At 62.6% G+C, this 420-nt stretch carries 1 protein-coding gene; it reads left to right on the forward strand.

What is annotated here, in order from left to right; translation table 11 throughout:
* On the forward strand, window positions 1–420 hold a 420-nt coding region (locus I6F36_RS39065), incomplete at both ends, for a CoA transferase (protein ID WP_225173301.1).

Genomic DNA, 420 nt, shown 5'->3' on the forward strand with positions numbered 1-420 from the left:
CTGATCGAGAGTTGCGACATCCTGCTCGACGGCCGCGACATCGATGCGGCGGATTGTCCGCCCTTGGATTTGGCCACCATCAGGCAGAGGCATCCGGGCCTGATTCATCTGGAGGCTGACTGGTTCGACGATGTCGGTCCCTACGCCAATTTTGCCGCAACCGACTCGACCATTCGCGCGCTGACCGGCCTGATCAAACTGGTCGGTCCGATCGAAGGGCCGCCGATGCACGCGCCGGATTTCCAGACCGGAATTCTGGCCGGACTCTGGGGCTTTATCGCTGCATCTTCGTCGGTGCTGGGTCGGATGCAGGATGGGCGCGGGCGCGCGAGCCGCCTGAGCATCTTCGAATCCGCCATCGCCGTCACCGAATACATCATGTTCGAGTCGTTCTCGCGCGGCGACGTCATGCGACGGATC

The sequence above is a fragment of the Bradyrhizobium sp. BRP19 genome (assembly GCF_020194195.1).
GTDB lineage: Bacteria > Pseudomonadota > Alphaproteobacteria > Rhizobiales > Xanthobacteraceae > Bradyrhizobium > Bradyrhizobium yuanmingense.